Raw genomic sequence first — 25,056 nt, 5'->3', positions numbered from 1 at the left:
TGTGATATGCCACAATTTTTTTCGAATAAGCGATTAATATTGCTGCTTGTAGGGATGATTTTTCTTGTGGCGCTCATTAGCTTTTCTTTGCGAGATCGAAATCATGCATCATTACCTGAACAGTTGATAAAAGATGTGGTCGGTTTTGGACAATCTATGTTTTCCAAGCCGACCCAATATATTACGGGTGTTTTTGATAATGTAGAATCTTTACTTAATACATATGATGAAAATAAAAGATTAAAAGTAAGATTAGAAGATTATGTAACACTTCAAGCTTCTGTAAATGATCTACGTCTTGAAAATGATGAGCTGCGTAAAATTGTCGAAAAAGAAGAGGATTTGCGTGACTACAATCCAATCCAGTCGACAGTAATAGCTAGAAACCCCGACCAATGGGAAGAAAAGATAATAATAGATAAAGGCGAGATACACGGTATTGAAGTAAATATGGCAGTGATGACTGCTCAAGGGTTAATTGGTAAAGTTACTTTGACCACACCTTATACGTCTACTGTGGAACTTTTATCTACACAAAATCCAAACTATCGAGTTTCTGCAGTTATTGCAGAAGGTAAAGAAGTTTTTGGACTAATTGAAGGATATGACAACAAGCGTAAAGAATTAATATTAAAAAGAATCGATTCAGAATATGAAGTGAAAGTTGGTCAAAAAGTAACAACTTCTGGTTTAGGTGGAATATTTCCAAAAGGTATCCTGATCGGAGAAGTTACAGAAGTCACAACGGATGATTATGGCTTAACTAAATTAGCGTATGTGAAACCTGCAGCTAGTTTCTCTATTTTAGATCATGTAATTATTTCTAAACGTACAATTACCTCGGTAGATGGTACAGATGGAGAAAATACAGAGGCTGATCTAAAAGAAAGTGAAGGAGACGGCTCATGATTCGTATTCTAGTAATTGCTATTTCGGTTCTATTATTCTACTTAGAACCGATTTTTGGTCTTTTTTCGCCTATTGAACTCAATAAAGATTTTTATGTATTGGTTCCACGTTTTCTTATCATTTATTTGATTTTTGTTGCTATTTATTATGACCGAAAACGTGCGATGCTTTACGGTTTGTTTTTTGGGCTCTTGTATGATGTCTTTTTCATTGATATTATTGGATTATATTCTTTTATTTATCCTTTAATGTGTTTAGTTGCGAGTTATACGGTTAGATATATTCATCAGCATTTAATCGTTTCTACTATTCTTACTTTGCTCCTTGTAGCAACTGTAGAGTTATTATTATTCTTGTTTTATACGTTCATCGGTATTAAAACGATGACATTTACTTATTTTTTTCAACACAATCTCATTCCTACAATGATTGCAAATGCTGTATTTTTATTGATGTTCGGATGGGCATTTAAATATATTCTTCTAAATCGATTTAATCAAAGAGCTTTACTGCTTCAAAAATAGCTTAATGATTTTACCGTAGATCTGAGGTGACTTGATTGACAAAAAAGCAGTTAATATTTATAAAAGGAACGAAAGAGGGCCTTGTATTACGCCTAGACGATCAGTGTTCATATGCAGAGCTTTTAGATGAATTAGCAAAAAAGGTTTCTGATGAAGGGTTTGAAGGTCAAGCGGAAGTGCTTTTACATTTAGGTTATCGTTATTGTAACGATGAACAAACAAAAGAGATTATTGCTTGTGTCCAACAAACGGAACATCTTCGTGTCACTAAAATTCAAAGTGATGTTATGACAGTGGAAGATTGTAATAGAAGATTACTAGAAAACCAGTCAGAGACTTACGTCGGGATCGTTCGATCAGGACAAGTCATTACTGCTTTGGGAGACTTAGTAGTTGTCGGTGATGTGAATCCAAATGGAAGAGTCGTTGCCGGTGGAAATATTTTCGTTCTCGGTCGTTTAAAAGGAATTGCTCATGCGGGGTCAACTGGAAACAGGGATGCGGTTATTGCGGCTTCCTGGCTCGAGGCAACGCATCTTATCATTGATAGTGTAGTAGAAACGATGACGGATGAGCTGACAGTTCTCTCAGAGCAACCCGAAATGGAATGTGCTTATTTACATACAAATGGTTCAATCGCTATTGATCGTTTACAGGATCTACGTCTGTTAAGACCTAATTTATCGACATTTAAAGGAGGAAGCTAATGTGGGAGAAGCAATCGTTATAACTTCAGGTAAAGGTGGGGTCGGTAAAACGACAACAACAGCTAACCTTGGAACTGCATTGGCCCTGCAAGGGAAGAAAGTTTGTTTAATGGATACGGATATTGGACTACGTAACTTGGACGTGGTTCTTGGTCTTGAAAACAGAATTATCTACGATTTAGTAGACGTTATAGAAGGTCGCTGTAAAGTTCATCAAGCGTTAGTTAAAGATAAACGCTTTGAGGATAAACTTTACTTACTTCCAGCAGCACAAACTGTGGATAAAAACGCTGTAAATCCAGAGCAAATGAAGGAACTTGTTTTAGAGTTAAAACGTGAATATGATTATGTTTTGATTGATTGTCCTGCTGGAATTGAACAGGGCTATAAAAATGCAATTGCTGGAGCAGATAAAGCAATTGTTGTCACGACACCAGAAATTTCTGCTGTACGTGATGCCGACCGAATTATTGGGTTATTGGAACAGGAAGAAACTATTGATCCACCTAAGCTAATCATTAATCGGATTCGTCAGCATTTGATGAATACAGGTGATGCGCTAGATATTAATGAGATTACTACTCATTTGTCAATTGATTTGTTAGGAATTATAGCGGATGATGAGAGTGTTATTACTTCTTCAAACAAAGGTGAGCCTGTCGTCATGAATCCTGCTAATAGAGCTGCACTTGGCTACCGAAATATCGCTCGTCGTATCTTAGGAGAATCGGTACCGTTAATGTCTATGGATACTCCTAAAACTGGTGTTTTTTCTAAAATCAAATCTATTTTTTCTAAATAATACAAAGCACCGACTGCCGATATTTAAGGCAGTCGGTGCTTTTTTACTATGAAAGCATGTAAATATATTACCTAAACATTAATTTCAAGGGACTTGTTAGAGTGAATAATCCTATGATTTCCGCTTCAAGTGGATGCATTTCGCGAGGTGAGCGATGAGCTATCACCGTCGCTTTCGCGCCGCTGTGATACCTCATCTGTCTCACTCATCCCGCAGAAGTCGCCACCCTACACTGCAATCAATGAATGTGAAATATTACACGGAGAGATTGACATAGCTTATCCTTAACATAAAGGGATTGGGCAATTTTTAGTAAACAATCAAATCCATTAAAATTATGGTAATCATTATTAATTAGGAATGTAGTCCATTAATAGATGCAAAAGGAAGACTTTTATTGATTGCGATATTGTATGTGATTTTTCTTATAAAGTAGAGGTTATTGTTGATTGGAGCGCAGGTCGGCGACTCCTGTGGGAAAGCACGAGGGAGAGACTATAGGCTCGAGCCGTGCCCACGGAAAGCGTCCGACTGAAGCGGAAATCAATGGCCTATCTAGATTTTGTATTTAAAAGATCTTGTGTCTTTTTGCCCGATTTTTTAGATTTAAAATCTCATTAAAAAACAAAGACGTATTCATTAAATAACATCGACCCTCATATATTCTTTTTAGGGGGAATGTTATGCTTTCAAAAAGAAAATGGGTTCTTTCATTTATATTTGTATTTTCATTTATTTTATTAGCAAAGCTAGAAGGAAATGATACGCTATCCACCAATTATGCTACCACTCTATTAGAGCCGCAAAAACCAGCAGAAATATATAAACAGGTTGTTGCTTGGATTAATCGTTCTGATGATGTAATCAGTGTGAGTGCACCAGTTTCGAATCCTCCATTAATCGAATATAAATCGATTCAGCCTTTGGAAGATGGAGCAATTTTGTCCATTGAGAAATCTCAAGAACTGTATGCTTCCGAGGATGGACTAATTATTTATACAGGTTATCGAAAGAAAACTGGTAAAACATTGTCTATTTTATATGATACGGGAGAAACTGCTACTTATGGTTTTGTAGATGAGTTTCGTCAATTACCCTATACGACTATAAATGCGGGTGATATATTTGGTACAGTAGCAAATGAACTTCTTTATGTGCAGGTGGAAAGAGAAGGAGAGTTGTTGGGAACGGATGAGCTTATCGAGTGGCTTGCCGTAACCTATGAGTAAACAGGTATTTCGAGTCCATCCTATTATGATTCCTTTTTTTCTTTTCTTTTATTTATCCGGTGAAATAGCAATGTATGCACTTGTATTTGGCTCCTTATTGGCTCATGAGCTTGGGCATCTAATCGTTGCAATCTGTATGGGGGCAAAAATTCAATCCTGCACAATTTTACCGTATGGTGGCGAGATTAAGATGGAGCAATTTTCTAGACTTTCAAAATCGATGCAGGTGTGTGTGATCTTAGGTGGGCCATTTTGCACGATTCTTTTGCTTCTTTTTGGTGTGTTCGTAGATTTTCCTCAGGCGAATATATTTATCATGATTCAGTTTCTAATTTTAAGCTTAAATCTATTGCCAATCTTCCCTTTAGATGGGGGACGGATTTTACATTCTATCTTTCCAGGGAGATATGAGGGGCTGATCGGCTATTCTGGAAGTGTTTGTGTGCTTATTTTTATAATAAGCTGTTTTTATTTTCCTGAAGGCTTGCCTATTTCGCTTATTTTTTTATTTCTGGCATTTCAAAACTTATCTTACTGGAGATTTCGAAAGTACAAGCTTGCGTTTGATTGGGTAACGAAAAGCGCTTGACTCGGAATATTATGTGTGATAATATTTTAATGTTATTGTTTGTAGCAGCACCCGTTGCTACAACCGCTCTGAAAAGGTTCAAGTATTCGCAATTCGAATCACCTTTTGGAAGGCGAGTCTTAGTCTAAGAGGAGGTGCAAGTATGTACGCAATTATTGAAACTGGTGGTAAACAAATCAAAGTTGAACAAGGGCAAGAAATCTACATTGAAAAATTAGATGCAAATGCTGATGAAGTTGTAACTTTTGAAAAAGTTTTATTCGTAGGTGGAGAAGAAGTTAAAGTTGGCGCTCCATTCGTGAGTGGTGCTACTGTTACAGCGAAAGTTGTAAAAAATGGCAAAGCTAAAAAAATTACTGTCTTCAAATACAAAGCGAAAAAGAACTATCACAAAAAACAAGGTCACAGACAGCCATACACTAAATTAGTAGTAGAATCTATTAGTTTATAAGATGATCAAAGTGACTATTACAAAAGATCAATCAGGTCACATTCATTCTTTCGAGATGAAAGGACATGCTGATTTTGCAGAACATGGGAAAGATTTAGTATGTGCAGGAGCGTCTGCTGTATCCTTTGGTGCAGTAAATGCAGTGATTGCACTCACCGGAATCACACCCATAATTGCGCAAAAAGGGGATGGCGGCTATTTATACGTCGAGGTACCGAGCATTTCAAATCTAGAAAAGGCTGATCAAATACAGCTTATTTTAGAGGCGATGATTGTTTCTTTACAAACGATTGAGCAAGATTATGCCAAGTATATAAAAATAACCTTCAAAAAGTAGGAGGTGGAACATATGTTAAAATTAAATCTTCAGTTTTTCGCATCCAAAAAGGGAGTAGGTTCGACTCGTAACGGTCGTGACTCTCAATCGAAACGTCTAGGCGCTAAACGTGCTGACGGACAATTCGTATCAGGTGGATCAATTTTATACCGTCAACGCGGGACTAAAATTCATCCAGGTGAAAACGTTGGACGTGGTGGAGATGACACACTTTTTGCGAAAGTTGACGGTGTAGTGCGCTTTGAGCGTTTCGGCCGTGACAAGAAAAAAGTAAGTGTATATCCTGCAGCTCAAGAAGCTTAATGAATAATAAAAGGACTGCATTTATGCAGTCCTTTTTGATTTCAAAAATTTCATTAAAGTATTGTATACTCTAAAAGCATAAAAGAACTATTCCTGTTATACTAGATAAGATAGTAAATGTTGGGGTGAGTCTAAAATGGATTATAACAAGATTACTTTAAATGAAGTACTTCGTCATACAATGCATGATTTTTTAAATAACATGCATCTATTACAGATGAACTTAGATATGGGAAAGCCTGAGGAAGTTAGGGCTTTAATACAAAAATATTCCCAAAAATGCAACCAATTTTTTGATATAAATAATATTGGTCTATATAAAACAAATGAATGGCTTCAAACATTTAGTATAAAATATAATCAATTAACTTTAGATGTTCAAACATCTCTTCTAAATAGAAAAGCAGATAAGTACGATGAAGCATTAATAGATTATCTAAATAGATTCGTGCAAGCAATATACCCAAATTTTAGAGGATATCAAGAGCAGATACTGAAACTTCATATCATTTCAGACGAATTTTTGGAAATACTAATAGATATTCGTGGAGATTGGTCTACTAATAAGTGGCAGGATGAATGTGTAGGAGAATTATTTCAGCTGCAAATATTAGAAGCAACCAACAATTCGATAAAAGTAAAACTAATAGCAAGTGGAAGATTGGAGTGAAGTAAATGTTTGTAGATCACGTGAAAGTATATGTCAAGGGTGGCGACGGCGGAGATGGAATGGTTGGATTCCGTCGTGAGAAGTATGTTCCTTTAGGAGGTCCTGCTGGTGGGGACGGAGGAAATGGTGGCGACGTTATCTTCCAAGTAGAAGAAGGTCTTCGTACGTTAATGGATTTCCGCTATAAGCGAATTTTTAAAGCTGATAGAGGAGTCCATGGTGGCAGTAAGAATATGCATGGTGCCAATGCCGATGATTTGATCATTAAAGTTCCGCCCGGTACTGTAGTTAAAAATGAAGAAACAGGCGAAGTAATTGCCGATTTAGTAGAGCATGGTCAAAAAGCAGTAATTGCAAGAGGTGGGCGTGGTGGTAGAGGGAACTCTCGTTTCGCAACACCTGCAAATCCAGCTCCAGAGCTTTCCGAAAAAGGAGAGCCAGGTTTCGAGTTAAACGTGGAACTTGAGTTAAAAGTATTAGCTGATGTTGGTTTAGTTGGATTCCCAAGTGTCGGAAAATCCACACTGTTATCGGTTGTATCAGCTGCTAAACCCAAAATTGCACCATACCATTTTACGACGATCGTACCAAACCTAGGAATGGTAGAAACAGAAGATCATCGTAGCTTTGCGATGGCTGATTTACCAGGACTAATCGAGGGTGCACATGAAGGAGTAGGGCTAGGTCATCAGTTCCTACGTCATATTGAACGTACGCGTGTAATCGTGCATGTTATCGATATGTCTGGTATGGAAGGACGCGATCCTTACGAGGACTATTTAACAATTAATGAGGAACTAAAGCAATATAATCTTCGTTTAACAGAAAGACCTCAAATTGTAGTAGCCAATAAAATGGACATGCCAGATTCAGAAGAAAATTTAAAAGTATTTAAGGAAAAAGTTGGATCGGACATTAAAGTATTTCCAATCTCAGCAATTTCTCGTCAAGGCTTACAGGAGTTATTATTTGCTGTAGCAGACTTACTTGAGGTTGCCCCAGAATTCCCATTAGAGGAACTTGTGGAAGAAGAAACAGAAACGTCTGTTATGTACAAGTATCAAGCTAAACAAGACGACTTCACTATTTCAAGAGATGATGATGGAGCGTTCGTACTTTCTGGTGGATCACTGGAAAGATTATTTAAAATGACGGACTTCAGCAGAGAGGATTCTATCCGAAGATTCTCTAGACAGCTACGCGGAATGGGAATCGATGATGCTCTTCGTGAACGTGGAGCTAAAGATGGAGATACCGTACGATTATTGAAATTTGAATTTGAATTTATCGAATAAAGGAAAGTAGGGAACCGCGTGAAGGATGTAACAAGCCAGAGATTTTTTTTAGTACGGGAGGATGTACTGACGGAGGCAATGCAAAAAACGCTGGAAGCAAAACACCTCCTTCAATCTGGGAAGGCATCTTCGATTTGGGATGCTGTAAAAGAGGTAGACTTATCTCGAAGTGCCTTTTATAAATATCGTGATGCGGTTTTTCCATTCCATTCGATCGTTCAAGAACGAATTTTAACTGTCTTCCTACAATTAGAGGATCGAGAAGGTACGCTTGCTAGGCTATTGCAATTGGTAGCAGACTCTACATGTAATGTATTGACAATTCATCAAACCATACCGATTCAAGGAAGAGCTAGTGTCACATTATCACTTGATGTAACAGCTATGAATAAGGAATTAGAAGAATTTATAAATGAAATGAAGCGTTTAGATTTTGTAGAAACTGCAGAAGTAATTAGCTCTGGCGCTTTATAAGAAAATCGCTCTAGCTAGCTAGATAATGAAGGAGGCTTTTAAAATGACAACCAAACAAGTTGCTTTTCTAGGGCCAGAAGCTTCTTTTACCCATTTAGCAACGCAATCATTATTTCAGCAAGAGGTATTAGTGCCAATTCGTACGATACCTGAATGTATTGAAGCTGTGGTAAATGGAGATGTGGATATGGCGGTAGTTCCGCTGGAAAATGCGCTAGAGGGTACAGTTCCTTTAACAATAGATTATTTGTTCCACGAAGCAGATGTATACGTGATAGCGGAACTTTTATCTCCAATAGAACAACATTTAATGGTACATCCAAATAATACAGATAGATGGGAAGAAATAACAACAGTCTACTCGCATCCACATGCTTTGGCACAATGCCATAAATATTTATCTTATCGATTTGGAAAAGTTCCATTAGAACAGTCAACTTCTACTGCAGCAGCAGCAAAATACGTTTCTGAAAACGAACATTCATGTATCGCTGCAATTGGAAATACTTCCGCTGCATCAGAATATGGCTTGAAAATTGTGGAGCAAAATATACATGATTTTCATTTTAATCACACTCGATTTTTTGTGATTTCTAAAAACAATCATTGTATTGAGCAAGATGGGCATACGGAACAGGTTAAAACGACGGTGATGATCACCTTACCGAAAGACGATCGCTCCGGAGCGTTACATCAGGTATTATCTGTATTTGCATGGAGACAACTCAATTTAAGTAAAATTGAGTCTAGACCATTAAAAACAGGATTAGGGCAATATTTCTTTATCATAGATGTGCTAGAACACGAGAAGAAGCCAATGATGATTGGTGCCCTTGAAGAGCTAAATGCACTAGGCTGTGGTGTAAAATCATTAGGCTCGTATTATACATACGAAACAAAAAACGAAGCAATCCGTTCATAACTGGATTTCGCTTCGTTTTTTTTTATTTGAGCAATAATATGCCAAGTAGTAAAGAAACACCGGAAAGTTTTATGGAATTACCTGAATAATTTTGAGAAACACCCGAATGTAGAAGAGAATCACCTGAATAAACTCAAGAATTACCGGAAAGTGCAGACAAATCTTCAGAATGTAATTATTTTCTAGGTCAAAAATCTGTTGTTATTCTTCCATCAAATAACCTTTTGCTCTAATTGCATGAATACCTCTATTTAAAATTTCTTCAGTTGGCGCGGACAATAAATGCAAATGAATTCCAGCAGTAAGCTCTAATAAAAATGGAGCATCCGTATCCCGTACTTTCTTTAAAAACATTTCTACATCGTGTCTATTGGAAACCATGATAGAGGATGTGATTTCTCCATAAACTGGGTGTTCAACGGTAACGTTTTCCACGGTGACACCTGCATCCACTAAAGCTAAGAGCTCATCCTCTGAATGAATTGACTGATGATTGCATGCTACTCGTCGCTGAACGTATGGAGTACTTTCTTTATCTGGCAGTACAATATAGCCTTGGCTAGTAGATACAATTGGAGCATTCGTTGCTTTTAACAGTGTAATATCATTAACAATCACCTGTCTGCTAACATTAGTGAGCTTTGCTAACTCAGTGCCAGTAACCGGAGCATGTTGTTCTTTTAAATAGGAAAAAATCCATTTCCTACGTTCCCCACCTTTTAACTTTTTCACGATTAACCCCTCCGAACTTGCATATTAACTTGGTTCATATTCATAAGTTTATCATGAAGGGGTGGTTCTTTGTTTAAAAACTGTGACCAATTTAAGGTGTTACACATAATTTAAAGAAGAAGGAAGGAGGAAGACTGTGCAAACTCATGTTGTTGTTAAAGGGGACACTCTGTGGAAAATTGCCAGAAATTACGGGGTTTCTTTTGAAGAATTAAAGAAAGTAAATGCCCATTTAGCTAATCCGGAATATATCGTGCCTGGTATGAAAATTTTTATTCCGAATTCGAAAAAAATGGAATCAACGACTCATCCATACAGTGATAATAGACCAGTAAAGAAAGAAATGGTCAAAAAAGAAATGAAAAAGGAGGAAGTGAAAATCTCGGAACATAATAAAGCGAAGATGCGCCCAGTACCACCAGTACCACCAACAGTGCCTGTAGTGCCGATGCCACAGCCTATGCAACCAGTGGCACCTATGTATCAAATGCCACAAATACCACAACTACCACAAATGCCACAGCAACCGCAACAACCACAGCAACCACAACAGCCACCACAACAGCCACAGGCACCCTATACATTCCCATTTCATATGATGCCTGTCCCTGATATTGATATGACCCCGTCTCCACAAGGCTGGAGATTGATGGAGTCCACGTCTATTCACATTCATAACCATATTGAAAACAATAATATAGAGGTTGAGAAAACGCCAGTATCAGAACCATCACCGCCACCTATCCAACCAATGCCTATTCATCCAACACCACAGCTAACAAGCCCGATATCAGAAGAAGCTTCACCTACATTCCCGACAATGTATCCGTGCCCACCATTTCAGCAATTTCCATACATGCATCACCAAGCAGATTACGGGGGATGTCCTTGTATACAGATATGCTATGTTCCTGTATATCCATGCCCTCCCTATCCCTATCATCATTATTAAAACGTGAGTACGTATATACGGCAGATTAAGAAAAATGTATGGAAATGGAAAAATGAAAACGGCGTATTTTCCGTAAAAAAATATCCTACCATTGAACAGGCAGAAAAAATTCGTCTAATTCATAAAGAGCTAGAATCCATCGACAAACCATTTATACTTCCAATTATTGAGTCATCACCAGATGATTTTATCATTCAACCTTGGTATAAAGGAACACACACTGTTTCCTATCGTTTTAAAGAAGACAGAAAGGCAGTCTACTCTCTTTTAAATCAAATTCATGAGACAAATAAAATAGTAGATTGGGAATATAGTAATTTACTTTATTCATTTAATCTTCTTGCTAAATGGCAGAATCGGAAATGGAAAATGGATGAGATCTCCTTTTTCATCGAGTCACATATTGGGTGTAATCAGACAAAATTATTACTACTTTGTGGAGAAGTTGCATTAAGGAATATGAAGCCATTTAATATGGAAAAGCGCACGTTATTGCATGGAGATGTTGTTCATCACAACTTTTTGTCGGACAGTTCTGATTATAAAATAATTGATTTTGATTTGGCTGTGATCGGTCCTAGAGAAATGGAGAATATCTTATGGATGCATCGGGTGCTTCCAGAAATCGACTATGATATACTGTCCCTAATCCAAGAATTTCCGCAGCTAGAAAAAGTAGTTCGTCGTTATAAGGAAGCGATGATGTATCCAAACGAGCTATACCGCGAATGGTTATATGCTTACTCTTTACCAAAAGAGCGGAAACAGAAATTTATCGAACAGTTAATTCCCTATACGAATAAAGCGTTAACAGAATGGCCCGGTTTATGCTATACTTTAAGTAAACTATAATCGTTCAATTTAGGAGTTGGTCGCTCGAGCTTTGAGCGGCCTTCTTTGTTTGTGACTTTGGAATTTATAAAATATATGGCAGGTGGATAACTACGTATAAGTGTTCCCCGTCCAGACTCCAGCGCCTAGCTCACCAGAGTCGCTTCAGAATTGTGATAAAGGCAAAGAGCGCTATGATTACAATTCTTCCAGCGATTTTCAAGGAGTAACATAGGCTTACGCTTTTGTTCTTATGCTATAATTACAGTATGAATTGTGAGGGATTTAAAGGATGTATGATTACATAAAAGGACAAGTAACTCGGGTCACACCGGAATATGTAGTAGTAGAGCAGCAGGGAATAGGTTATCAACTTTTTACACCAAATCCATTTGCTTTCAGAAAAAGTGAGGAAATAGTCCAAGTATTTACGCATTTTCATGTACGGGAGGATGCACAGCAGTTAATGGGATTTCCGACCCTTGCACAGAGAGAATTATTTCGTAAACTTATTTTAGTTTCGGGGATTGGTCCTAAGGGTGCATTGGCTATATTAGCTAGTGGAGAGCCAACCCACGTCATTCAAGCAATTGAAAGAGAAGATGAAACATTTTTGGTGAAATTCCCTGGAGTAGGAAAGAAAACAGCACGCCAAATGATATTAGATTTAAAAGGAAAGTTAAATGATTTAATAGATTTCGAACAGCTAGAATTTGAAGATGATGAACCAAATTTATTTGAAAACGGGGAAGCTGATCATGAACTAGAAGAAGCGATGCTTGCATTAACAGCTTTAGGTTATTCGGAACGAGAATTAGCTAAAATTCGACCACTACTTAAAGCGGAAGCAGAACTTCAAACAACCGATCAATTTATGAAAAAAGCTTTACAGTTATTATTTTCAGGTAAATAAACAAAAGAAAGGAGGTTTTATGTGTGGATGAACGTGTCATTTCAAGTGAAATCTCCAATTTTGACGAGCCTTTTGAGCAATCGCTTCGTCCGCAGTTTCTACAGCAATATATTGGGCAACATAAGATTAAACATAATTTGGAAATTTTTATCGAAGCGGCTAAAATGAGAAGTGAAAGCTTAGACCATTGTCTTTTATACGGACCTCCTGGACTAGGAAAGACAACACTTGCTGCTGTAATAGCCAATGAAATGGACGTACAAATTCGTATGACAAGCGGTCCAGCAATCGAGCGTCCTGGTGATTTGGCTGCAATTGTTAGTTCTTTAGAGCCTGGAGATGTATTATTTATAGACGAAATTCATCGGTTGAATCGATCTATAGAGGAAGTGCTTTACCCTGCTATGGAAGACTTTTGCTTGGATATCGTAGTAGGAAAAGGACCTGCTGCTAGAAGTGTTCGTCTCGACCTACCACCATTTACGTTAATCGGTGCGACTACTAGAGCGGGAGCATTATCTGCACCACTGCGAGATCGCTTTGGTGTACTGTTACGTCTAGATTATTATGATGAAGATTCATTAACGTCCATAGTGATTCGGAGTGCAGAGCTATTTAACGCCTCCATAGATCATGAATCGGCAGGAGAAATCGCTAGAAGATCTCGAGGTACTCCACGAATTGCTAACCGTTTGCTAAAAAGAGTGCGAGACTACGCACAGGTACGTGGGAATGGATATATTTCTCTTGATATTGCCAGAGAAGCATTGGAGTTATTACAAGTAGATCCTCGTGGATTAGATCATATTGACCACAAGCTAATTATGTCGATGATTGAAAGATTTAGAGGTGGTCCGGTAGGATTGGACACCATTGCAGCTAGTATTGGAGAAGAATCTACTACGATTGAAGATGTATACGAACCATATCTATTGCAGATTGGCTTTATCCAGCGTTCTCCTAGAGGAAGAATTGTTACACCACTTGCGTATGAACATTTCGGAATTCCGTTGCCGGTGGAAAGAAAAGAATAATAAAGGATGTCCTAAAAAATGAGAGTAGAAGATTTTGATTTTGAATTACCTGAAGAACTAATTGCCCAAACACCACTTTTGGACAGAACGAGTAGCAAGTTATTGATAGCTGATTTTGAAAAACAGTCGTATACGCATACTCATTTTAAGGAAATACTAGACGAATTAAATGAAGGAGATTGCCTCGTGTTGAACGATACAAAGGTAATGCCTGCTCGTCTAATGGGTATGAAAGAAGAAACTGGAGCAAATGTAGAAGTTCTTTTATTGACACAAATTGAAGGAGATCATTGGGAAACACTTGTGAAACCTGCAAAAAGAGTCAAAATAGGAACTGAAATAACATTTGGTGAAGGATTGTTGAAAGCTATTTGTACAGATATTAAAGACCATGGCGGACGAATTTTCCGTTTTGAATACACGGGTGTGTTTTTTGAAGTATTAGACCAATTAGGTGAAATGCCACTTCCCCCTTATATTCATGAAAAACTGGAAAACAAGGATCGCTATCAAACGGTTTATGCAAAAGAGCAGGGTTCTGCAGCAGCGCCAACAGCTGGATTACATTTTACCGATGCATTATTAGATGACATTCGCTCAAAAGGTGTTAAGTTAGCGTTTGTAACATTACACGTCGGACTTGGAACTTTTCGCCCTGTTAGTGTAGATTCCATAGATGATCATGAGATGCATTCGGAATATTATCGAATTTCACAGGAAACAGCAGATGTTATTAACGAAGTGAAAGCATCAGGTGGTAAGATTGTTGCAGTAGGAACAACATCCACGAGAACATTGGAAACAGTGGCAACTAAATTTGATGGACACCTTCAAGCAGATAGTGGTTGGACTTCGATCTTTATTTATCCAGGTTACGAATTCAAGTGTATAGATGGGATGATTACGAATTTCCACTTGCCTAAATCTACTTTAGTAATGCTTGTTAGTGCACTTACTTCTAGGGAATTTATACTTCGTGCCTATAAAGAAGCAGTGGACTTAAAGTATCGGTTTTTCAGTTTTGGAGATGCCATGTTTATAAAAGGAAGGAATTATTAAATGACAGCAATTACGTATGAACTTATAAAAAAAGACAAGCAAACAGGTGCTCGATTAGGTGTAGTACATACACCTCACGGATCATTTGAAACACCTACATTTATGCCAGTAGGAACACAAGCAACAGTAAAAACAATGGCACCAGAAGAAATCAAAGAGATGAAGGCCGGTATTATTCTTAGTAATACTTATCATCTATGGCTTCGTCCAGGAAACGAAATTATTCGAGAAGCAGGCGGGCTTCATAAATTTATGAACTGGGATCGTGCAATTCTTACAGATTCCGGGGGATTCCAAGTATTTAGTTTGAGTGATATGCGTAAAATTGAAGAGGAAGGTGTTCATTTTCGTAATCATTTAAATGGGGATAAATTATTCCTAAGTCCTGAAAAGTCAATGGAAATTCAAAATGATTTAGGTTCTGATATTATGATGGCATTTGATGAATGTCCACCTTATCCAGCCTCTTTTGAATATATGAAAGCCTCTGTAGAACGTACATCACGTTGGGCAGAGCGTTGTTTAACTGCTCACAAGAATACGGATAAGCAAGGACTATTTGGAATCATCCAAGGCGGAGAATACGAGGAATTACGCCGTCAATCTGCAAAGGATTTAGTTTCTCTAGATTTCCCGGGATATGCCATTGGAGGATTATCTGTTGGTGAACCGAAAGATGTGATGAATCGTGTACTTGATTTTACTACACCAATGATGCCTGAAAACAAGCCTCGATATTTAATGGGAGTTGGTTCACCTGACTCATTAATCGATGGTTCTATTCGCGGTGTTGATATGTTTGACTGTGTGTTACCAACACGTATTGCACGTAATGGTACATTCTTTACTCATCAAGGCCGTCTAGTTATTAAAAGTGCTAAATTTGCTCGCGATTTCGGACCTATCGATGAAAAATGCGATTGTTACACATGTAAAAATTATTCACGTGCTTATATTCGCCATTTATTTAAAGCGGATGAAACATTTGGTTTACGTCTAGCGTCTTATCATAACTTGCATTTCCTAATGAAATTAATGGAAAATGTGAGACAAGCAATACGTGAAGATCGTCTGCTAGATTTTAAAGAAGAATTTTTTGAAGAATATGGGTATAACAAACCAAATGCAAAAAACTTCTGATTCTTGTATACTAGTTAAAGAGATAAAAGGGGGGAAATAAATACATGGATACATTAGTAGGTTTGTTGCCAATTATTGCTATGTTCGCAGTAATGTGGTTCTTCATCATTCGACCAGCACAGAAGCGTCAAAAAACAACAGCACAAATGCAAAGCAATCTTAAACGTGGTGACCAAATCATCACAGTTGGTGGGTTACACGCCACGGTAGATGCAGTAGATGATCAAACGATTTTCGTTACTGTTGCAGATGGTACTCGTTTACAATTCGAGCGCGTAGCAGTGGGAAGAGTAGTAACAGAAACTAAGTAATAAAGAAAAGCGAAATGTGTCGGATAGTCACGACAACAGCTTGTGTACTGGAAGGATTTTAAGTAAAAGTAAGCTTTTACTTAAAATCCTAAAGCACCATACTGATTATTGGTGGGACAACTACATAACTGCTAAGTATGCTAGATTTAATATTAATATTAAATACATAAGAAAAAGAACTTATTCATTTTTATGAGTAAGTTCTTTTTCTTTGGGCAAAGTAATTATGAGGTGATTATGTGCACGACATACTCATAATTATAATTCGGACATTTGTTTTGTATTGGTTTATACTGTTAATTCTTCGTCTTATGGGGAAAAGAGAAGTCGGCGAGCTAAGTATTTTTGACTTAGTTGTTTTCCTGCTAATAGCTGAGGTTGCAGCATTCTCTTTAGATGATCCACATAGTAAGTTTTTTCATGCAATTGTTCCAATGATTTTACTATCTCTTATTCAAATTAGCGTATCCTATTTTTCATTAAAAAGCAAAAAGTTTCGTGATATGATGGAAGGTGAGCCTTCTATACTTATGAGAGATGGAATCATCGTCGAAAAAGAGATGAGAAAACAACGATATAACCTAGATGACCTGCTTCAACAATTAAGAGAGCAGCAGATTGGTTCAATCCAGTCAGTTTCCTATGCTTTTTTGGAGCCATCTGGGAATTTATCTGTTTTTAAAAAAGATGAAGAACAATATATATTTCCTCTCATCATTGATGGAGAAATACAGCAAAGACATTTAGAACATATAGGTAAAAGCGAAAAATGGTTAATACAAGAATTAGAGCAAAAGCAGATCATGAGTTATAAAAAAATATTTTACTGTAGTTATGAAAACGAAGAGCTCTATATTCAGCTTAAAACTTCATCTAAGTAACAATTTATCAAAATCTGTTTTTAGAGGTTTTAGCAATCTTGAAAATGACGCTTAACTCTTTACGTTTAATCTGTCTAAAAAGTACTAAAGCGATTGTTAAATACAGCATAGTTAATAGACAATCGGTTAGTAATGAGTAACTTCCAATGGAAATAATTAATGGTCTTGAAATAATGGTTAACAAAAATACTGCATACGGTATGACAAAAAAGGAGAAGCCAATTTGTGCTTCTTTTTTTTCTTTCAAAGAAGCGATATGTAAGAATGAAGTAATCAATACTCCAAATCCAATCGCAACGATTGCACCTTTTTCTTGGATAGTAACTTGAGAAGCAAGGAAAAATAGTAATAATAGTTTTCCTACTCCACCATATAAGGAATTGAGAAAAGCAGCTTTTGAATTATTTAGAGCCTGCAAAATTGAGAACAAAGGACTTTGAATATAATAAAAGAAAAAAATAGGTGAAAGGATTTTCATATATACCGTTGCATTATCAACATGGAATAGCGCCTCTACTAGCTCACCGCCGTGAAGGTAAAACAGTGTAGCTGCATAACAGCCGGTCAATGTTGAGAATTTTAAGGAAAGATGGATTCTTTCTTTTAAAAGCTTAAAATTTTTCCGTGCAAATGCATCACTAACTGCGGGTATTAGGACTATAGAAAGCGCGTATGGGATAAAGGAAGGGAATAATAATAAAGGAACTAAAACTCCTGAAATAACCCCGTAAAGTGTTGTGGCGGCAACCGCAGTAATACCAGTAATAGCTAAAGCTTTAATGAAAATAATTGGTTCCAAAAACCATGTAAATGAGCCGAATAGACGACTTCCGGAAGACGGTAATGCAATCGCAAAAAGTGGAGATAATGGGTAAGGTTTAGACGTTTTGCTATACGTTTGTTTAATTTTCCATTTGTCATACTTCCATTTTAAATAGAGCAATGCAATTAGTTCTGCAATTAGTGCTAAAACCATCGCATAAGCAGCAGCTTCTTGTGGAGTAGCGGCGGTTAAAAAGAAAGGTAATAAAAAACTGATTAAAATAATGCGTACTATTTGTTCCATTAGTTGGGCAACTGCTGTTTCTTCTAAGCGGGCTATTCCTTGGAAAAATCCTTTCAATATTCCTCCGGCAGCTGCGATTGGGACGATTGCGATTGATACATATAATGTCATTGTAATAGCATCATTTTTTAATAGATTACCCGAAATATAAGGCGTTACAAAGATAAATAGTGGCGTAAATAGTAAGATGGATATAACTGTAACGATGACAGATGTTCGCATAACAGAGAAATAGTCTGTGATGGCATTCCTTGCGCGTAATTCTGCTATGATTTTAGCCATTGCAATTGGAATACCAAGTTGTACCAAGGAAAGAAAAAATATAAAAGCTGGATAGGCAGTCATATAAATGCCAACTGTTTCTTCACCAGTTAACCGAACAAACTGCATACGATAAACAAATCCTAAAAACTTAGACAAAAAAATGGAAATCATTAGCAATATAGACCCTTTTAAAAATGTAGACAATTAAACACTTCCTTCTCAAATACAGGAACTTCGTATACAATAACAATATGCATATTGCTTAGTACATTATTCTTTAAAAGAGGTGCGACATTATGGAAAATAATTATGAAGATATTTTTACGCACGTACTACCAGCTCTAGAAAGTAAGAAAAATGAGTTTGTCGTTTATCAATATGATACGGTTACAGAGAAAGATATTTGGAAATTTTGTGTGACTAAAAAGTGGAAGAAAAAAGATATTCTTTCTTTGCCCTTATATCAAATCATTAATGATATACTCACTATTTCTCCCGCAGAATATATGACGTTTGAACAAATTGAAAATCAGAGAACATCTAATTGGTTTTCTGAGATTAATCAAGATGAATTGCAAATGTTATTAAACCCTAGTTTCGATGAAAAGTAAGTGCGTACCTATTTGACAGTGAGCGCAACGTGTTTCATAATAAACTTGTTGCTTTTTTTTTGAGGAGGAAATCTACAGATGAAAACTAGAGGACGCATAGTGGCGTTTTTATTGCTACTCGTTATTTTTGCAGGTACAATCAGTCCCACGGTTACAGGTGTATTAAACAATATTAAGCTTGGATTAGATCTTCAAGGTGGTTTTGAGGTACTGTACCAAGTAAACGAATTAAAAGATGGACAAGAAATAACGGAAGATGTTGTAGCAGATACAGCTTCAGCACTTACGAGTCGTATTGACGTATTAGGAGTAAGTGAGCCTAGTATTCAAATTGAGGATGGCAACCGAATTCGTGTACAGCTTGCTGGTGTCGACGATCAAAACTCTGCCAGAGAGTTATTATCGACGCAAGCGAACTTAACATTCCGAGATTCCGATGATAATATAATGCTAGATGGCATGGACTTAAAAGAAAGCGGAGCGAAAGCAGCGTTTGACCAACAAGGACAACCAATAGTAACTTTAGAGTTAAAAGATGCTAACAAATTTGCTGAAATTACTTCTGAAATTGCAGCAAAACCAGCCCCAGACAATGTTCTAGTTATTTGGTTAGACTTTGAAGAAGGCGTGGATTCATATAAAGAGGAAGTCTTGAAGCCTGAAGGGAAACAAAAATTCACTTCAGCTCCACGAGTTTCTCAGCGTATCAGCTCAGATAGCGTAGAAATTTCCGGTGCATTTACAGTGGATGAAACAAAACATCTATCGGGAATTTTAAATGCTGGTGCTCTTCCAGTTGAATTAGAAGAAATCTACTCTACTTCAGTAGGTGCACAATTTGGGGAAGAAGCATTAAACAGTACTATTTTAGCTAGTATTATAGGTATCGCTGCAATTTTCATTTTCATGATTGGGTATTATCGACTGCCTGGTATTATTGCAGTTATTTCATTAGTTGTTTATATTTTCTTAATCTTAGTTATTTTCGATTGGATTAATGGTGTATTAACACTGCCAGGAATTGCGGCAATTGTTCTTGGGGTAGGTATGGCAGTAGACGCTAATATTCTAACCTATGAGCGAGTAAGAGAAGAATTACGTGTTGGTAAATCAGTGAAGAAAGCATTTGATGCAGGTGCAAAAGAATCCTTTACTGCAATTTTCGATGCAAATATTACAACATTATTAGCAGCGGTGGTATTATTCTTCTTCGGTACAAGTTCCGTAAAAGGATTTGCTACACTGTTAATCATTAGTATTTTAGTTATTTTCATTACAGCTGTATGGGCTTCACGTATTTTACTAGGTTTACTAGTTCATAGTGGTTACTTCGATAATAAGCCTGGTTGGTTTGGTATACCTAAGAAAAAAATACACCCTCCAGAAGAAGAAGTAGATACACTAGACTTAACAACAAAATTTGACCGCTTTGATTTTGTTCATAGTCGTAAAATTTTCTACATTGCTTCCATTACGTTGACGATTGCAGGAATTATCGTTTTAAGTGTATTCAAATTAAATCTTGGAATTGACTTTTCTTCTGGTACACGTGTTCAAATTGAATCTACTCAACCGTTAACCCAAGAAATTGTTACAGAGAAAATTGAAAGCATTGGCATGCCTTCAGATGATATTGTAATTTCTGGTGAAAATGGGGACAGTGCAGTAGTTCGATATAAAGATGACTTTACACAGGAAGAGATTAAAACATTAAAAATAGAAATGACTGAACAGTTTGGGGCTGAACCAGCAGTGAGCACGGTCTCTCCTACTGTTGGACAAGAACTTGTGAAAAATGCATTAAAAGCATTAGCGTTTGCAGCTATTGGAATAATCATTTATGTTGCTCTCCGTTTCGAATGGAGAATGGGAGTAGCATCAATCGTTTCCCTACTCCATGATGCATTCTTAATGGTATCTATATTTAGTATTCTTCGCCTAGAAGTAGATATTACGTTTATAGCGGCTGTATTAACGATAGTCGGTTATTCAATAAACGATACGATTGTAACCTTTGACCGTATTCGAGAAAACTTGCAGCGAAGTGATAAGATTGCCTCTGAAGAAGAGCTGGCAACGATTGTCAATAAGTCACTAAGACAAACGCTTGGACGTTCGGTTAATACCGTTCTTACTGTAATTTTAGTAGTAGTAGCATTATTGATATTTGGTGCAGAGGGAATCCGCAATTTCTCAATCGCTTTACTAATTGGGCTATTAGCTGGAACGTATTCTTCGATTTTCATCGCAGCACAAATTTGGTTCGATTTAAAAGTGAAAGAATTGCGTAAAACCGGCGGTATCGAAGTTAAAAAAGAAGAGAAAAAATGGGGTTCTGATGAGCCGGTCGTTTAATGTTTAAGTGTAAGATGGAGCAGGGTATAACTTTTATATACTCTGTTCCATTTTTTTCTATAATAAAAAGATAAGGAGGATCAATATGAAGTTTCAATGGTCACTATTATTCGGTTTGCTATTCGCTATTATTATCGCTTTATTTGCTATTTATAACGTAGATACTGTTCCAGTCAACTATGTTTTTGGAACTGCTCAATGGCCCCTTATTCTTGTTATCTTGGGCTCTGCACTATTAGGCGCGCTTCTTAGTGGTTCAGTTGCAATTTATCGCTCGTTTGTATTATCTCGAAAAGTGAGGCATTTGGAGAAAGAAATGGAAAAGAAAGATGCTACCATTGGTGTTTTACAAAATGAGGTAGTAGCTTACAAAGAAAAACCAGTAGAATTCTTTGAAGAGCCAGTAACAGTTAAAGATGAAAATTCAACTATTTGAGTGGAAAACCTTTTGACTTATGTCAGAAGGTTTTTTTAAGAAAGTATATAAAAATAACCCATGAACAATGGGTCATGGGACTTGTAAGAATGAATAATGCTATGATTTCCATTTCAGGTGGACGCTTTTCGCTGGCACGGCTTCAATCTCCTCAGGCCAACAGGATGTTGGTCACGAAGGTGTTGCCCCACGATGTGGCGCTCTTAGCCTTTGATCCTTAATATGTTCCTGCGGAATTTCAGCTCGAGCCGTACCCATGTCACTTTGTAATATGCTTTTATGGAATAACTTTTCACCAACTATTACTAGTTGGAAAATCTTGTAATGCTAAAGTAAACTGCTTTTTCACAACGTGTCTACTTCAGATAAGGTATAATAGATTACAAGGAAGTGAATAAAATGATTCAATCTCAAAAAAAATGGCAAGTTTCAAGGCCTAATATAGAAGTAGTAGAAATGTTAGAAAAAGAACTTTCCATCCCGAGTGTTTGTGCGAAAGTATTGGCATCTAGAGGATTTGTGCGTGTAGAGGATGCAAAATCCTTTTTACATGTAACAGAAGAACAACTACATAGTCCGTTTTTACTTCCAGGTATGGAAGCACTGGTAGCTCGTGTGCATCAAGCAGTGGATACGGAAGAACGAATAATGGTGTATGGCGATTATGATGCAGATGGTATTACAAGCACAACTATCTTAGTCAAAACACTAGAATCACTTGGTGCTGATGTCATTTATAAGATTCCAAATAGGTTTGTAGACGGCTACGGTCCAAGTGAACGTCTGTTTCAAGAAGCCTTCGACGAAGGCGTAAATCTAATCATTACAGTTGATAATGGTATTTCTGGTTTAAAACAAATTGAATTTGCTAAAGGATTAGGTTTGGACGTCATTGTGACCGACCATCATGAACCTGGTGAGAGTTTGCCGATGGCTGATATTATAATTCACCCTGGATTAAAAGATACAACCTATCCTTTTCCACATTTAGCAGGGGTAGGAGTTGCTTTTAAAGTGGCGCATGCTTTGTTAGGCGAAATTCCAAAGGATTACTTTTATCTAGTTGCGATTGGTACAATAGCAGATCTTGTTTCATTAACAGGAGAAAATCGCTATTTAGTCCAGCAAGGCTTAAAACAAATGCAGCAATCAGACTCAATAGCTATTGAAGCACTGGCAAATGTTAGTGGGGTTGAGCTTCGTTCAATCGATGAAGAAACCGTTGGATTTATGTTCGGTCCTCGTATTAATGCGGTAGGTCGGTTAGGAGAAGCAGCTCCTGGTGTAGATTTGTTTTTAACAGAAAATCCAAACCACGCACTTGCTTTAGCTAGTATGCTCAATGAAAAAAATAAAGAACGACAAGCCATCGTCAAGCAAATTACGGATGAGGCAATGGAGCAATTAGAGCAATTTCCACCTCAGGAAGGACCAAGTGTTATTGTAGTAGGGAAAGTCGGCTGGAATCCCGGGGTTTTAGGTATTGTTGCTTCGAAGCTAGTGGAAAAGTTCTATAGACCGGCAATCGTACTAGGATTCGATGAAGAAAAAAATATTGCAAAGGGATCTGCTCGTAGTATTGAAGGATTCCATATGTATAATGAACTTGCTAAAAACCAAGACATTATCCCCCATTTCGGTGGACATCCTATGGCTGCTGGTATGACGTTACCTTTAGAAAATGTGAATGAGTTTCGTGCGAGGTTAAATGTACAAGCTAAAACAAGCTTGACGGAGGAACAACTTATACCGATTGTAGCAATTGATGTGCCACTTGATATGGATGAAATATCTACAGAATCCATTGAATCATTAAAAAGACTAGCCCCATTCGGCATGGACTTTGCAAAACCAGTTTATTGCATTGAACATGTAGAAGTTTCATCCATCCGTAAAATTGGCTCCGCTCAAAATCATTTGAAAATGGAATTGAAACAGGGAGTAGTACTTTTAGATGCGATTGGATTTGGCAAAGGGCAGTTAGCGGATGAAATTGCTCCAACGACTAAATTATCGTTTATTGGTGATTTACAGCTCAATGAATGGAATGGACGCAAAAAACCACAGCTGATGATACAGGATATAAAAACCGATGAATGGCAACTATTTGATATTAGAGGAATACGCCAAGTGAATCGCTGGAAAGCTCTTATTCCAATGGAGGATACTGTATATATCGCTTTTAATGAAGATACAATTAGATATTTTAGTTCTACTATAGACAGCAAACTATATTTGGCGAGCGAATTGCTGGAGCAGTCTATCCATGCACAATATATTGTTTTGTTAGACTTACCAGAGAATGAGCAATCGCTTATTAAGCTTTTGCAATATCGTTCTTGGAAACGGATATATGCACATTTCTATACGAATGAATCCTCTTATTTTGAGGGCTTGCCTACGAGAGATCAATTCAAATGGTATTTTTCTTTCCTTGCTAAAAGAAAAACATTTGCATTGAAACAGCATATTCACGAATTATCTAAACATACTGGTTGGAGTCAGAATACATTTAATTTCATGTCGAAGGTGTTTTTTGAACTAAATTTTGTTAGAATAGACAATGGGATGTTGATGCTCAATGATAACCTTGCAAAAAAGGATTTATCTGAGGCGCCTTCATACAAACATCGAGAAAAACAGATGGAACTTGAACAAAAATTATTATACGCGCCATATGTGGAGCTGAAACAATGGTTTGAAGAGCGAAAAGCAGTACAAACCGTTCCTGAGGAGGAGCAAATATGGATTTAAAGCAATATGTAACAACAGTTGAGGATTGGCCAAAACCTGGCATTAGTTTTAAGGATATTACATCCATTATGGATAATGGAGATGCATATAAATACGCAACTGACCAAATTGTAGAATATGCAAAAAAAGTTAACGCTGAAGTAATTGTAGGACCTGAAGCTCGTGGATTTATCACAGGATGTCCAGTTGCTTATGCGCTTGGTGTTGGTTTTGCACCGGTTCGTAAAGAGGGGAAACTTCCTCGCGAGGTAATTCGCGCTGAGTATGGTTTAGAGTATGGTAAAGATGTATTAACAATGCATAAAGACGCAGTTAAACCAGGACAACGTGTGTTAATCGTTGATGATTTATTAGCGACAGGTGGTACAATAGATGCTACAATACGATTAGTAGAAGAATTGGGTGGAGTAGTTGTGGGTTGCGCATTCTTAATAGAACTTACGTATTTAGAAGGACGTAACAAATTAGAAAACTACGATATTTGTACGTTGATGCAATATTAATC

Annotated in this window: 28 protein-coding genes and 1 other annotated feature; of the genes, 26 read left to right on the top strand and 2 right to left on the bottom strand. The window is 37.1% G+C overall.

The features are described from left to right. Positions 1 to 6 precede the first annotated feature (6 nt). The 13 genes from mreC (at position 7) to pheA (ending at position 9,212) form a co-directional block, all read left to right on the top strand. Complete coding sequence (gene mreC, locus ACIQX2_RS10725; RefSeq protein ID WP_402849836.1) at positions 7 to 909, top strand: rod shape-determining protein MreC; 903 nt, start codon at positions 7 to 9, stop codon at positions 907 to 909. Beyond that, a complete protein-coding gene (gene mreD / locus ACIQX2_RS10720) occupies positions 906 to 1,433 on the top strand; it encodes a rod shape-determining protein MreD (RefSeq protein ID WP_402849833.1) in 528 nt (175 codons plus the stop codon). Before mreC ends, mreD begins: the two co-directional genes overlap by 4 nt. Before the next feature lie 35 nt (positions 1,434 to 1,468). Beyond that, positions 1,469 to 2,140 (top strand): septum site-determining protein MinC, encoded by a 672-nt coding sequence (minC, locus tag ACIQX2_RS10715; protein WP_402849830.1) that lies wholly within the window; start codon positions 1,469 to 1,471, stop codon positions 2,138 to 2,140. A gap of 1 nt (position 2,141) precedes the next feature. Continuing rightward, positions 2,142 to 2,942, top strand: a complete 801-nt coding sequence (gene minD / locus ACIQX2_RS10710; RefSeq protein ID WP_402849827.1) for a septum site-determining protein MinD — start codon at positions 2,142 to 2,144, stop codon at positions 2,940 to 2,942. A 683-nt stretch (positions 2,943 to 3,625) separates the two neighbouring features. Next, positions 3,626 to 4,171 carry a M23 family metallopeptidase gene (locus ACIQX2_RS10705; RefSeq protein WP_402849824.1) on the top strand — a complete coding sequence of 182 codons (546 nt, stop codon included), beginning with the start codon at positions 3,626 to 3,628 and terminating at the stop codon, positions 4,169 to 4,171. Further along, entirely contained in the window at positions 4,164 to 4,760 is a 597-nt protein-coding gene (locus ACIQX2_RS10700; RefSeq protein ID WP_402849821.1) for a M50 family metallopeptidase, read from the top strand. The genes ACIQX2_RS10705 and ACIQX2_RS10700 overlap by 8 nt, the downstream gene beginning before the upstream one ends. A 51-nt stretch (positions 4,761 to 4,811) precedes the next feature. Then, positions 4,812 to 4,890: a sequence feature (ribosomal protein L21 leader region), on the top strand. 12 nt (positions 4,891 to 4,902) lie between these two features. Next, on the top strand, positions 4,903 to 5,211 hold the full coding sequence (gene rplU / locus ACIQX2_RS10695) for a 50S ribosomal protein L21 (protein ID WP_402849818.1): 309 nt from the start codon (positions 4,903 to 4,905) through the stop codon (positions 5,209 to 5,211). A 1-nt stretch (position 5,212) separates the two neighbouring features. After that, positions 5,213 to 5,548, top strand: a complete 336-nt coding sequence (locus ACIQX2_RS10690; protein ID WP_402849815.1) for a ribosomal-processing cysteine protease Prp — start codon at positions 5,213 to 5,215, stop codon at positions 5,546 to 5,548. Positions 5,549 to 5,560: 12 nt separating this feature from the next. Continuing rightward, a complete protein-coding gene (rpmA, locus tag ACIQX2_RS10685) occupies positions 5,561 to 5,851 on the top strand; it encodes a 50S ribosomal protein L27 (RefSeq protein ID WP_093060535.1) in 291 nt (96 codons plus the stop codon). A 136-nt stretch (positions 5,852 to 5,987) separates the two neighbouring features. Then, on the top strand, positions 5,988 to 6,521 hold the full coding sequence (locus ACIQX2_RS10680; protein WP_402849810.1) for a Spo0B domain-containing protein: 534 nt from the start codon (positions 5,988 to 5,990) through the stop codon (positions 6,519 to 6,521). Between the two features lie 5 nt (positions 6,522 to 6,526). Beyond that, entirely contained in the window at positions 6,527 to 7,816 is a 1,290-nt protein-coding gene (gene obgE, locus ACIQX2_RS10675) for a GTPase ObgE (protein WP_402849807.1), read from the top strand. Between the two features lie 18 nt (positions 7,817 to 7,834). Further along, a complete protein-coding gene (locus tag ACIQX2_RS10670) occupies positions 7,835 to 8,290 on the top strand; it encodes an ACT domain-containing protein (protein WP_093060538.1) in 456 nt (151 codons plus the stop codon). A gap of 43 nt (positions 8,291 to 8,333) precedes the next feature. Continuing rightward, positions 8,334 to 9,212 carry a prephenate dehydratase gene (gene pheA / locus ACIQX2_RS10665; RefSeq protein ID WP_402849803.1) on the top strand — a complete coding sequence of 293 codons (879 nt, stop codon included), beginning with the start codon at positions 8,334 to 8,336 and terminating at the stop codon, positions 9,210 to 9,212. A gap of 201 nt (positions 9,213 to 9,413) precedes the next feature. On the opposite strand, the gene ACIQX2_RS10660 is transcribed toward pheA, so the two are convergent. Beyond that, entirely contained in the window at positions 9,414 to 9,944 is a 531-nt protein-coding gene (locus ACIQX2_RS10660) for a transcription repressor NadR (RefSeq protein ID WP_402849800.1), read from the bottom strand. 136 nt (positions 9,945 to 10,080) lie between these two features. On the opposite strand from ACIQX2_RS10660, the gene safA reads away from it, so the two are divergent. From safA to ACIQX2_RS10620, 8 genes are all read left to right on the top strand, one after another. After that, positions 10,081 to 10,896 carry a SafA/ExsA family spore coat assembly protein gene (safA, locus tag ACIQX2_RS10655; RefSeq protein ID WP_402849797.1) on the top strand — a complete coding sequence of 272 codons (816 nt, stop codon included), beginning with the start codon at positions 10,081 to 10,083 and terminating at the stop codon, positions 10,894 to 10,896. A gap of 3 nt (positions 10,897 to 10,899) precedes the next feature. Then, entirely contained in the window at positions 10,900 to 11,748 is an 849-nt protein-coding gene (locus tag ACIQX2_RS10650; RefSeq protein WP_402849794.1) for a phosphotransferase, read from the top strand. Positions 11,749 to 12,019: 271 nt separating this feature from the next. Beyond that, the gene (gene ruvA / locus ACIQX2_RS10645) at positions 12,020 to 12,640 is read left to right on the top strand and encodes a Holliday junction branch migration protein RuvA (protein WP_402849791.1); all 621 of its coding nucleotides are present in this window, start codon (positions 12,020 to 12,022) and stop codon (positions 12,638 to 12,640) included. A gap of 23 nt (positions 12,641 to 12,663) precedes the next feature. Beyond that, positions 12,664 to 13,674 (top strand): Holliday junction branch migration DNA helicase RuvB, encoded by a 1,011-nt coding sequence (gene ruvB / locus ACIQX2_RS10640; RefSeq protein WP_402849789.1) that lies wholly within the window; start codon positions 12,664 to 12,666, stop codon positions 13,672 to 13,674. Positions 13,675 to 13,692: 18 nt separating this feature from the next. Next, positions 13,693 to 14,733, top strand: a complete 1,041-nt coding sequence (queA, locus tag ACIQX2_RS10635; RefSeq protein WP_402849786.1) for a tRNA preQ1(34) S-adenosylmethionine ribosyltransferase-isomerase QueA — start codon at positions 13,693 to 13,695, stop codon at positions 14,731 to 14,733. After that, the gene (tgt, locus tag ACIQX2_RS10630) at positions 14,734 to 15,873 is read left to right on the top strand and encodes a tRNA guanosine(34) transglycosylase Tgt (RefSeq protein WP_402849783.1); all 1,140 of its coding nucleotides are present in this window, start codon (positions 14,734 to 14,736) and stop codon (positions 15,871 to 15,873) included. Positions 15,874 to 15,917: 44 nt separating this feature from the next. Further along, entirely contained in the window at positions 15,918 to 16,184 is a 267-nt protein-coding gene (gene yajC / locus ACIQX2_RS10625) for a preprotein translocase subunit YajC (RefSeq protein ID WP_402849780.1), read from the top strand. Positions 16,185 to 16,423: 239 nt separating this feature from the next. Then, on the top strand, positions 16,424 to 17,065 hold the full coding sequence (locus tag ACIQX2_RS10620) for a DUF421 domain-containing protein (RefSeq protein WP_402849778.1): 642 nt from the start codon (positions 16,424 to 16,426) through the stop codon (positions 17,063 to 17,065). A gap of 7 nt (positions 17,066 to 17,072) precedes the next feature. Here ACIQX2_RS10620 and ACIQX2_RS10615 read toward each other — a convergent pair whose 3' ends face one another. After that, complete coding sequence (locus ACIQX2_RS10615; RefSeq protein WP_402849775.1) at positions 17,073 to 18,599, bottom strand: putative polysaccharide biosynthesis protein; 1,527 nt, start codon at positions 18,597 to 18,599, stop codon at positions 17,073 to 17,075. Positions 18,600 to 18,691: 92 nt separating this feature from the next. Between ACIQX2_RS10615 and ACIQX2_RS10610 the strand changes: the two genes are divergently transcribed. The 5 genes from ACIQX2_RS10610 (at position 18,692) to ACIQX2_RS10590 (ending at position 25,054) form a co-directional block, all read left to right on the top strand. After that, the gene (locus tag ACIQX2_RS10610) at positions 18,692 to 19,006 is read left to right on the top strand and encodes a post-transcriptional regulator (protein WP_402849773.1); all 315 of its coding nucleotides are present in this window, start codon (positions 18,692 to 18,694) and stop codon (positions 19,004 to 19,006) included. 78 nt (positions 19,007 to 19,084) lie between these two features. Further along, the gene (gene secDF, locus ACIQX2_RS10605) at positions 19,085 to 21,361 is read left to right on the top strand and encodes a protein translocase subunit SecDF (protein WP_402849770.1); all 2,277 of its coding nucleotides are present in this window, start codon (positions 19,085 to 19,087) and stop codon (positions 21,359 to 21,361) included. A gap of 85 nt (positions 21,362 to 21,446) precedes the next feature. After that, complete coding sequence (locus ACIQX2_RS10600) at positions 21,447 to 21,797, top strand: LapA family protein (RefSeq protein ID WP_402849767.1); 351 nt, start codon at positions 21,447 to 21,449, stop codon at positions 21,795 to 21,797. Between the two features lie 399 nt (positions 21,798 to 22,196). Further along, positions 22,197 to 24,551 carry a single-stranded-DNA-specific exonuclease RecJ gene (recJ, locus tag ACIQX2_RS10595; RefSeq protein ID WP_402849764.1) on the top strand — a complete coding sequence of 785 codons (2,355 nt, stop codon included), beginning with the start codon at positions 22,197 to 22,199 and terminating at the stop codon, positions 24,549 to 24,551. Continuing rightward, positions 24,542 to 25,054: an adenine phosphoribosyltransferase gene (locus tag ACIQX2_RS10590; RefSeq protein ID WP_402849761.1), complete on the top strand. Its 513-nt coding sequence runs from the start codon at positions 24,542 to 24,544 to the stop codon at positions 25,052 to 25,054. Before recJ ends, ACIQX2_RS10590 begins: the two co-directional genes overlap by 10 nt. The last annotated feature ends 2 nt before the right edge of the window (positions 25,055 to 25,056 follow it).

This window comes from Psychrobacillus sp. NPDC096623, assembly GCF_044762655.1.
GTDB lineage: Bacteria > Bacillota > Bacilli > Bacillales_A > Planococcaceae > Psychrobacillus.
Note: the sequence above shows the minus strand (reverse complement) of the source record. Positions and strands in the feature narration are given on the sequence as shown.